7 protein-coding genes are annotated in these 8,704 nt (G+C 51.4%); all 7 read right to left on the bottom strand.

Going from position 1 to position 8,704, the window contains the following annotated elements:
* Positions 1–495 precede the first annotated feature (495 nt).
* Positions 496–1,776 carry a phosphoribosylamine--glycine ligase gene (gene purD, locus B2Y11_RS02610; RefSeq protein ID WP_291055841.1) on the bottom strand — a complete coding sequence of 427 codons (1,281 nt, stop codon included), beginning with the start codon at positions 1,774–1,776 and terminating at the stop codon, positions 496–498.
* Between the two features lie 14 nt (positions 1,777–1,790).
* Positions 1,791–3,335: a bifunctional phosphoribosylaminoimidazolecarboxamide formyltransferase/IMP cyclohydrolase gene (gene purH / locus B2Y11_RS02605; RefSeq protein ID WP_291055838.1), complete on the bottom strand. Its 1,545-nt coding sequence runs from the start codon at positions 3,333–3,335 to the stop codon at positions 1,791–1,793.
* Between the two features lie 55 nt (positions 3,336–3,390).
* A complete protein-coding gene (gene purN / locus B2Y11_RS02600) occupies positions 3,391–4,017 on the bottom strand; it encodes a phosphoribosylglycinamide formyltransferase (RefSeq protein WP_291055835.1) in 627 nt (208 codons plus the stop codon).
* Entirely contained in the window at positions 4,010–5,068 is a 1,059-nt protein-coding gene (gene purM / locus B2Y11_RS02595; protein WP_291055832.1) for a phosphoribosylformylglycinamidine cyclo-ligase, read from the bottom strand. The genes purN and purM overlap by 8 nt, the downstream gene beginning before the upstream one ends.
* Positions 5,069–5,077: 9 nt before the next feature.
* Positions 5,078–6,499 carry an amidophosphoribosyltransferase gene (gene purF, locus B2Y11_RS02590; RefSeq protein WP_291055829.1) on the bottom strand — a complete coding sequence of 474 codons (1,422 nt, stop codon included), beginning with the start codon at positions 6,497–6,499 and terminating at the stop codon, positions 5,078–5,080.
* A 264-nt stretch (positions 6,500–6,763) separates the two neighbouring features.
* Positions 6,764–7,627 (bottom strand): phosphoribosylaminoimidazolesuccinocarboxamide synthase, encoded by an 864-nt coding sequence (locus B2Y11_RS02585; RefSeq protein WP_291055827.1) that lies wholly within the window; start codon positions 7,625–7,627, stop codon positions 6,764–6,766.
* Positions 7,628–7,679: 52 nt separating this feature from the next.
* Entirely contained in the window at positions 7,680–8,171 is a 492-nt protein-coding gene (purE, locus tag B2Y11_RS02580; RefSeq protein ID WP_291055825.1) for a 5-(carboxyamino)imidazole ribonucleotide mutase, read from the bottom strand.
* Between the last annotated feature and the right edge of the window lie 533 nt (positions 8,172–8,704).

Here is an 8,704-nt window from a genome sequence, read left to right as displayed (position 1 = left end):
CTTCGCTGCGCTCGAAATGACGGAACTGCGGGGCAGCATTGGTATTCATGGCGGCTGGAAACTGTTTGCGAAGGGTTTCCTACTGATATGACACTCACCGGTGTTCCTTACCGGCAGGAAACTGTTTGCGAATGGTTTCCTCCCCGACACGACATCACTGGTATTCATCACGGCAGGAAACTTTCGCTGGGAGATTTCTCGACTCCGCTTCGNNCTTCGCTGCGCTCGAAATGACGGAGCGGCGGGGCAGCGTTGGTATTCATCACGGCAGGAAACTGTTTGCGAATGGTTTCCTACTGAGATGACACCCGCTGGTGCTTCTTACCGACAGGAAACTGTTCGCCTATGATTTCCTCCCCGCCATGATACCATTGTCTTTCATCACAGCAGGAAACTTTTTCGCCGGGAGTTTTCTCGACTCCGCTTTGCTGCGCTCGAAATGACGGAAGGCAGCGGATAGCACAAAAGCGGAGCCCCAGGGCTCCGCTTTTGTAATCATTCTTTATCTTTCAAATGTCTGATGCCTTTGTCTGCAATGTCGTGCCGGTACTGAACTCCGTCCCAGTGGATTTTGGAGACCCCTTCGTAGGCTTTGGCTTTGGCTTCTTCCAGAGTAGGCGCCAGGGCCACTACGTTGAGGACGCGGCCGCCATTGACTACGTATTCTCCGTCTTTCTTCACTGTTCCGGCGTGGAATACGATGCATCCGGCTTTTTCCGCTTCTTCCAGTCCGGAAATGACTTCACCGGAGGAGTGGGAGCCGGGGTAGCCGGCAGAGGCCATGACTACGTCTACGGCGCAGCCTTTCTTCCATTTCACGTCTTCCTTTTTCAGTTTCCCATGGACACAGTCCAGCATCACCTGGGCCAGGTCGCCGTCGAAGAGGGGAAGGACCGCTTCCGTTTCCGGGTCGCCGAAGCGGCAGTTGAATTCTACCACCTTCGGGCCTTCGTCGGTAATCATAAGGCCTGCATAGAGACAGCCTTTGAAGGGATACCCTTCTTTTTTCATGGCTGCCACAATGGGGCGGAGGATTTTGACTTTCACTTCGTCCATCATTTCATCGGTCATCACCGGAGCCGGTGCATAGGCTCCCATGCCGCCGGTATTGGGGCCTTCGTCGTTGTCGAAGATTCTCTTATGGTCCTGGGAGGAAACCATAGGTACCACGTGGGTGCCGTCGCAGAAGCAGAGGACGGAGGCTTCTTCCCCTTCCATAAATTCTTCAATAACCACAGACCGGCCGGCGCCGCCGAAGGAGTGTCCTTCCAGCATGTCTTTCACTGTGCTGATGGCTTCATCTTCGTTCTGGGCGATGATGACGCCTTTACCGGCCGCCAGGCCGTCGGCCTTGATAACGATAGGATATTTCCGGTTATTCACCAGGTATTCCACTGCCTTGTCTTCGTCGGTAAATACTTCGTAGGCGGCAGTTGGAATGCCGTATTTCTTCATCAGATTTTTAGCAAACCCCTTGGAGCCTTCAATGCGGGCTGCCGCTTTGGAGGGGCCGAAGAAAGGGAGTCCTTCCGCTTCGAATTCATCGGCCAGACCTTCGGTGAGAACCGTTTCCGGTCCGGCTACGGTCAGGTCAACTTTCATCAATCTGGCAAAGTCCAGTATATCTCTATGTCCTTTGACGGGAATCAGGTGGGCCACATTGCTCATACCATCATTACCGGGGATGGCATAGACTTCCGTAACGGAAGGGCTCCGTGCCAGCCGCCAGAGCAGGGCATGTTCCCTGCCGCCGCTACCAATGACTAATACCTTCATGGAAAAAACCTCTCTTAACTGTGACGGAAATGACGATGTCCGGTGAATACCATGGCAATGCCGTATTTGTTGGCCATGTCAATGGATTCCTGGTCCCTGATGGAGCCGCCGGGCTGGATAACTGCCGTAATGCCTGCTTTGCCTGCTGCTTCGATGGTATCGCCGAAGGGGAAGAAGGCATCGGAGCTCATGACGGCGCCCTTTGCCTTTTCTCCGGCTTCTGCAATGGCAATGTCAGCGGAGCCTACACGGTTCATCTGGCCTGCGCCTACGCCATAGGTCACATCCTTACCGGTGAGGACGATGGCATTGGATTTCACATGTTTTACAATCTTCCATGCGAATTCCATGGCCTGCCATTCTTCTTCTGTAGGAGCTCTCTTAGTCACCACTTTGCAGTCTTTTCTTGTTTCTGCGCTGTTGTCCGGGGTCTGTACCAGAAGGCCGCCGGAAACTTTATGGAGCTGCAGCTCTTCCTTGAAGGCTGCCGGTACTTCGATGAGACGGATATTTTTCTTGGTTTCCAGAATATCGAGGGCTTCCTGGGAGAATTTCGGAGCCATAACCACTTCAAAGAAAATAGGTTTCATCGCTTCTGCTGCCGCTTTGTCGCAGACCTGGTTCATGGCTACAATGCCGCCGAAAGCGGATTTGCTGTCTGCGTTGAAGGCGCGCTGGAAGGCATCCAGTGCATCTTTGCCAAGGGCTGCACCGCAGGGGTTGGTGTGTTTGATAATAACGCAGGCCGGCTGCTCTTTACCCCATTCGCATACCAGATCCCAGGCTGCTTCCATGTCCACAATGTTGTTGTAGGACAGTTCTTTGCCATGGAGCTGTTTGGCTGCTGCAATGCCGCCTTTGGCTTCGGGATCCTTGTAGAAGGCTGCTTTCTGGTGGGGATTTTCGCCGTAGCGGAGGTCCTGGATTTTTACGAAGGCTTTGCTGTAAATATCCGGCAGTGCGTCCTTGTCGCCGTTCACTTCTTTGGTGAGGTAGTCTGCAATAGCGCAGTCATAGAGACCGGTGTGGAGGAATGCTTTTCTGGAAAGCTTCAGACGGAAATCTTCGTCCAGTGTGTCATTCTTAATCCGTTCCAGAATTTCGCCGTACTGCGAAGGATCTACCACGATGGTGACGTATTTGTAGTTCTTGGCAGCGGCGCGTACCATGGAGGGGCCGCCGATATCAATATTTTCAATGGCTTCAGCTCTGGTGACGCCGGGTTTTGCAATGGTTTCACGGAAAGGATAGAGGTTCACAGCCACCAGGTCGATGCCTGTAATGCCATGTTCCTTCATAGCCTTCACATGGTCCGGGTTGTCACGGATGGCCAGGATGCCGCCGTGAATCATGGGATGGAGGGTCTTTACACGGCCGTCCATCATTTCCGGGAAGCCGGTGACTTCGGAAACCGATTTCACAGGAATGCCTGCTGCTGCAATGGCTTTCATGGTGCCGCCGGTGGAAATGATTTCCACCCCCAGTTCATGAAGTCCCTTTGCAAATTCCACTACCCCGGTCTTATCAGATACACTGATCAGGGCTCTTTTAATTGCCATAGTTTACTCCCCCTTTATCGAAATATATATCCTTGATCATAGAAATATATGTCCTTTATTTTTCAGGGCGGCTGTGCATGCCGCTCACATGATGTCCCTCTATATGCAACTGATCTGCGCAGAAAGCGGTCACCGCTCTCACATAGGCCGGATGTTCCTGCTGCAGAATGCGGTCAGAAAGGGTTTCTTCAGTGTCGTCATCATATACAGGTACTGCCACCTGGGTAATGATGGGGCCGTCGTCCAGGCCGGTGCCTACGAAATGAACGGTGCAGCCGGCCACCTTCACCCCTGCCTCTACGGCCTGCCGCTGGGCATGGAGCCCGCGGAAGCTGGGCAGCAGGGCCGGATGGATATTAATAATCCGGTTCGGAAAGGCATGAATCAGATTTTCACCGCAGATTCTCATGTATCCTGCCAGGCAGATGAGGTCCGGGTCATAGGATCTGGCTGCTTCCAGAATAGCATCATTGAAGGCTGCCTTGTTTTCAAAGGATTTAAGTTCCAGTACTGTGGAAGGAACGTTCCAGCGTTCTGCTCTTTTCAGTACCTGGGCATCGGCGTGGTCACAGATGACGCCTACTACCGTGCCATTCACTCTGCCATCCACTGTGGCTTCATGAATGGCCTCTGCATTGGAGCCCCTGCCGGAAGCAAATATAAGGATTCTCTTCTTACTCATTGAAAAGACCACCTGTCACAACTACGTCCTGGTTTCCTTTTGTGATTTCGCCTACTTCATACACCGGTTCATTGATGAATTTCAGGATTTCCTTAGCCTTTTCCGCATTTTCCCTGTTCATAATGAGGAGCATGCCCAGACCGCAGTTATAGGTGCGGTACATTTCCCGGGGTTCCACGCCCCCCTCTTTCATAAGGAATGGGAAAATCGGGAGAAGCGGCCATTTTTCTGCGTCCAGCACAGCCCGGGTGCCTTTGGGAAGCACTCTTGGAATATTGTCATAGAAACCGCCGCCGGTAATATGGACCATGCCATTTACTTTGGTACCTTTCAGCACAGGAATCACAGGCTTCGGATAGAGGCGGGTCGGTGTGAGAAGCACTTCGCCCAAAGGCTTGTCCATATCTCCATATACCTTATCCAGGGAAAGGCCGTTATCCTTGATAATGCGGCGTACCAGGGAATAGCCGTTGGAGTGAACGCCGGTGGAAGGAAGGCCCAGAATCACATCACCGGGAGCAATATCTTCACCGGTAATGAGGTCTTTTCTGTCTACAATGCCTACGGCAAAGCCGGCCACATCGTAGTCTCCCTTGGCATAGAAGCCGGCCATTTCCGCCGTTTCGCCGCCAAGGAGGGCACATCCGGACTCAATGCACGCATTGGCCACGCCTTTCACGATTTCCGCCATCAGTTCCGGTTCCAGTTTGCCGGTGGCAATATAGTCCAGAAAGAAGAGGGGTCTTGCACCCTGTACCAGTACGTCATTGACGCTCATGGCTACGCAGTCCTGTCCGATGGTATCATGAATGCCCATTTCGATGGCCAGGCGGAGCTTGGTGCCAACGCCGTCGGTGCCGGAAACAAGGATGGGATCTTCCGTCAGTTCATCCTTCAGGCGGAAAAGGCCGCCGAAGCCGCCGATATCCCCCATAACGCCACGGGTATAGGTGGCCTGTACCGATTTCTTAATCAGTTCCACTTCTCTTTCGCCGGCGTCAATATCTACGCCTGCTTCTGCATAGGTCAAGCCTTTTTTCTTTTCGCTCATGGTTCCTCCCTATTCTTCATCTTCCATGCTGCCCAGTCCGTCATGGGGTACCTTTTCCGGGTACACGCCGTCGAAGCAGGCAAAGCACATGTCCGATGCCTTAATATTGGAAATCGATTCCGCCAGTCCTTTCTGGGACAGGTAATGAAGGGAATCGGCGCCGATCATTTTGCAGATTTCCTCGGTGGAATACTTGGCTGCAATCAGCTGCTTTCTTTCAGCCGTATCAATGCCGAAGAAGCAGGGGTACCGTACTGGCGGAGAACTGATACACAGCTTGATTTCCTTCGCCCCTGCATTTTTCAGAAGGTTGATAATGATACCGCTGGTGGTGCCGCGGACGATGGAATCATCGACCAGAATAATGCGCTTGCCTTCCACATTCATGCGGATGGGATTCAGCTTCATCCGTACAGCCCTTTCTCTCTTCTTCTGCCCCGGCTGGATAAAGGTACGGCCCATGTATTTATTTTTCAGGAGCCCTTCAACAAAAGGAATGCCGGAGGCCGCGGAATAACCCAGGGCTGCTACGTTGCCGGAGTCCGGCACGCTCATTACCACATCGCCGTCGTAATGGGTTTCTTCCCAGAGCTTTCTGCCCATATTCAGACGGGCCTGGTAAATGTCCTGGCCGTTCATAATGGAATCGGGGCGGGCAAAATAAATGTATTCAAAGGAACAGATGCCATGGCGGTGGCTGCCTACGGAGCAGTACATGGTGGAGCGGACGCCGCTGTCATCAATGGCCACGATTTCACCGGGGAGAACATCCCTTACAAACTCTGCGTCAATGGCATCCAGCGCCGGTGTCTCGGAAGCCAGCACCCAACCGTGTTCTGTTTTCCCCAGAACCAGGGGACGGTAGCCGAAGGGATCCCGGCAGCCGTAGAGAGCATCATTGGTGCAGGCTACGATGGCATAGGCCCCATGGATTTCATCCATCAGTTCCTTGAATTTTTCCTCTTCCGTAGCCCGGCGGCTTCTGGCCAAAAGCTTTATAATCACTTCCGTGTCCATGGTGGTGGAGAAGGTAGAACCTTCCAGAAGGAGGCGGCGTCTCAGATTCTTCGTGTTCACCAGGTTCCCGTTATGGGCAAGAGCCATAGGCCCGTCAATGCTGTCAGCCTGCAGGGGCTGCACATTCACCGGAATGGAGGAGCCGGTGGTAGAATACCGCACGTGGCCGATACCGATGTGGCCTTCCTTTTCCGGCAGGTTGCGGAATACTTCCGTCACCAGACCCATGCCGCGGAAAGTTTCCATGGACTTTCCGTCGGAAACGGTAATGCCTGCGCTTTCCTGGCCCCGGTGCTGCAGGGCAAAAATACCGTAGTAGGTTTCATGCACCGCAGACAGCTCCCGGTCAAAAATACCAAACACTCCGCATTCTTCATGCGGCTTGTCATCATATACTTCCATGCTTTTATACATTACGGAATTCTCCTGACTTTCCTATACTTCGGACTCCCTGGAGATGCGCTGATTCAATGATTGTCTGCTTTTATTCCTGAAATTTTATGCAATGCAAGGCTGTTTAAAGAGCCCCATGACGAAGCAGTGCATAAAATTTCTTATAAAAGCAGACTCTATNNTCTATGAATGAATCAGTGCTTCCCCAGGAGTCTAAATTCTGGGGCTTTTCCGCAGGGACAGGCCCATGCCACCCCATTGAGGCAGAGCCTGTCCATTTTTCAATCAGAACTTTTCACCGGTAAGGAGTTCGTAAGCTTCCTTGTAGATACCGATGGTCTTATCGATAATGTCCTGCGGTACGGTGTCTCCGGGATGAGCTTTCAGGTAATCGCGGACAAACTGCTTGTCATAGGAAGGCTGGCCATGACCTGCTTCGTAACCCTTAGCCGGCCAGAAGCGGGAATTATCGGGAGTCAGCATTTCATCGCCCAGAACGATATTTCCTTCCTTGTCCAGACCGAATTCAAACTTTGTATCTGCAATGATAATGCCTCTTTCCAGAGCATAGTCAGCGCACTTGTTGTAAAGGGCAAGGGTCAGTTCAGACAGTTTTTCCATGTATTCTTTGCCTTTTCCCGGGAAGAACTTATTCACCCACGCTTCCCCTTCTTCCATGGAAATATTCTGGTCGTGTTCCCCTACCGGTGCCTTGGTGGAGGGGGTGAAAATAGGATGAGGCAGCTTCTGGCATTCCTTCAGTCCTTCCGGAAGGGCAATGCCGCAGACCTTGCCGTCCTTCCGGTAGCCTTCCCAGCCGGAACCGGTGATGTAGCCGCGGACGATGCATTCCACCGGAATCATGTCCAGCTTCATGGTCTTCATGGAGCGGCCTTCAAATTCCTTTGTCTGGAAGAATTCGGGCATATCTTTCGTATCAATGGAAATCATATGGTTGGGAACGATGTCCTTTGTGAAATCGAACCAGAACTTGGACATACGGTTCAGCACCACGCCCTTTTCCGGGATGGGGCATTTCAGGATGTTATCAAAAGCGGAAATGCGGTCGGTGCATACCATGACCAGGCTGTCCCCCAGATCATACAGTTCACGAACTTTGCCGGATTTAAAAGGTTTGTATTCTTTCATTTGATTCTCTCCTTAAAATAATAATCTTATGATTTTCTGTGGAATAGGAAAATTACTTTCCCAGTTCTGCCTGCAGCTTTGCATCCTTGGCATAAATTTCCTCTGCTGCCTTTTCCCGGTAAGCCTTGTACTTTTCAAAGAGTGCTTTATCAGAAACCGCACCGATTTCCACAGCCAGGAAAGCGGCATTCTTGGTGCCGTCAATGGCTACCGTAGCCACCGGAATACCGGAAGGCATCTGCACGATAGAAAACAGGGCATCCATGCCATCCAGCTTCGCACCGGAAAGGGGAACCCCGATAACCGGCTTCAGCGTCAGGCTGGCTACTACGCCGGGAAGGGCTGCTGCCATGCCGGCGCCGGCGATAAAGGCCCCTACTCCCTTCTTTTCTTCCTCTGCCACAAAATCAGCCAGCTTCTTCGGCGTTCTGTGAGCAGAAGCAATGGTGACGTCATAGGTGACTCCAAAATCATCAAGAATGGAAAAGGCCTTTTTCATGACCGGTAAATCGGAATCACTGCCCATAACAATTCCAACATGCATTTGTCAATTTCCTCCCTCATTGAGACATTCATCTCAAAAAAAATCTCCCTTTGCAGAAAAATGACTCATAGTCATAAGATTCCCGCAAAAGGAGTTTACACCGATTGGATACAACGTTTCAGCAAAAAGAGAGGCAGGCGAACAGAACACAGCTTTCCTGCTCTGTATGTCTTCAGAAATATGGATTCTTTCAGCAGACATGGCCGCTCCTCTCCCACTTGAGATAAAAAAGCCTGCGCTCCCAATGCACAAGCCCTGCAACAATGAAATCTCTATTGCTTACGTTCCTTAATTATTCTAATATTTCCATTTTCCCTTGTCAATGAATTTTAATGCCCGAAGGCTGCCATGGGGCAGACTTTTCTCAACTATAACGGCCCCTTCAAATTTTATTCATTTAATTCTTATTTTCTACTTATCTTACTCTTGTAATCTCATTCCGCCTTCCCGTGAAGTGACTACAAAGGCAGCGGGGATATAACTCATTGAACAGGATTCATGAAACTATCGTCTAGGGAAGCGCTGATTAAATC

This window comes from Dialister sp. UBA1703, from assembly GCA_002320515.1.
Taxonomy (GTDB): Bacteria; Bacillota; Negativicutes; order Veillonellales; family Dialisteraceae; genus Dialister.
Note: the sequence above shows the minus strand (reverse complement) of the source record. Positions and strands in the feature narration are given on the sequence as shown.